General features: G+C 40.6%; 1 protein-coding gene and 1 pseudogene. One reads left to right on the top strand and one right to left on the bottom strand.

The window, feature by feature from the left end:
• Positions 1 to 994 (top strand): hypothetical protein (locus ABJV04_RS16215; protein ID WP_348492627.1); only part of this gene is annotated, 994 nt, incomplete at its 5' end.
• A gap of 288 nt (positions 995 to 1,282) precedes the next feature.
• Here the strand turns inward: ABJV04_RS16215 and ABJV04_RS16220 are convergent.
• Positions 1,283 to 1,742 (bottom strand): annotated as a pseudogene (locus tag ABJV04_RS16220) (transposase); the annotation flags it as partial.

Consider the following 1,742-nt stretch of genomic DNA (forward strand, 5'->3'; position numbering starts at 1 on the left):
GGACAGCCACATTTTGGACTTAGCTACGCAGCGCTCTGAAAAGTTACTGGAGAAAAAGTTACTGGACAGCCATAAGACTGAGTCAGTGGACAGCCACCGCGAGACTGAATCAGCTGATTTATTGGACAGCCACAAACTGGGCTTAGCCAAGCAACCTACTGACATTAAAAAAGAATCATCTAATTGGCGTCAATGGCAATGGCCAGCTTCAATTGCGGCTTCAGTGATGTTCATAAGCTTAGTGGTTTACACTCAATACGAGCAGTTTGATCCACGTTTGGATCAAGCTCCACAGGCGGCAGTAGACACCTATGGTATTGCGGAACAGGCGACTTTGGATGAGAGTCAGCGAGCAAGAAAATCTAAACTACAAACTAAAGAGTTAGGTGAATCCTTAGTAGCATCAAGAATGGCAAGCGAGCCTTTGCCTGAGAAAGATGAATTTACCGAGCAACTGATGGATGAGCCTGAGCGCGCTCAATACGCTGAAAAAGAAGCATTAACGTTAGCTGCAAAAGCAATGGACAATGTGGAAATTGAGCCTCTTACATTGGACCTAGAATTACCTCTGGAAGTTGATGTTGAGCAGCAAATACCTGCAGATATTGCTTTAAATCAGGAAGATGCAGAGCAACAAGCATATGAAAAAGCCAATTTACTTGCTAAGCAGAAAGTTGAGCAATCGGCCAAAAGAGAGTCACAAGCTCAGCGAAGACTATCTTTAATTGATGTAGCGGGAAAATCTAGCGATACTCAAAACTCAAATTCGATGACACAAGTCAACACGGAATATCTAGATAGCTTATTAAAAAAACTGGAAGAACAGTCTGGTTCAACTAACCAAAATCACGATAAAAAACAGATGGTAAGTCAATTACAGACTGATATTTATGACTATTTGTCACTACTTAGAATGTCTGATCCTTTGCTCGAAATCGAAAAAAAGTATTGGCAAGTGTTAACGGATGAACAACAACAGAAATTAGGTAAATAGATAGTTTTGGACAGCCATAAAGGTTAATTATTCTAAGACAGCCATAAAAGTAGGGAAGTATTAAAATAATTCTAAGACAGCCATAAACTGGTGTGATGTTAAAGCGTGATTGCTTATTTTTTACGTAGAGTTTAATGGCTAAAAAGTTGAAACCTAACGATTTAAATTAAGCGAAGCACTAGAGTATATATACTAAACCACGAAAAAATAATTGATTTGGTGATCGTCTGTAAATGACTTATGCAGTGGTTTTCAATTAACAAGAAACTTAATTGGCTCCTGCCAAACTCAACAAACCGCCCTCGTTTGCCGAAGTCGTCGTTTATAGGTTTGGAGGGTGTCGATTTGGCCAGCGGCCACACTAAATGTTGTTTCAAAGCATGAAAATAGATTGCTCCAGGTTTGTTCATCTAAACCAAGTCGCTGTAGGATAGGGGATTCATCAATATTTATTGCTCCACGTTTACTGGAATGGAAGGTGCGCCCTGATAGGTCAACTAATTTTAGGTAATCAATGAGCTCGAAAGGCAAACCTGTTGGCTGGGGTTGTGTTGTGCCGCCCACAAATGGCATCAGTGTCGAAGGTTGTTTTCCTTTTTTTAAATCGAATATGCGTCGTCTGATGCTGGTATGTTTGGAGGTTTCAGGCGTATTGGCTAGTTTTGCTCGGATTGGGTTCAAGTCCACATAAACCATACAGGCGGCTATTGCATGCTCATCCAATAAGGCTTGAGATTTAAAACGTCCT

Source organism: Aliiglaciecola sp. (assembly GCF_039982535.1).
GTDB lineage: Bacteria > Pseudomonadota > Gammaproteobacteria > Enterobacterales > Alteromonadaceae > Aliiglaciecola.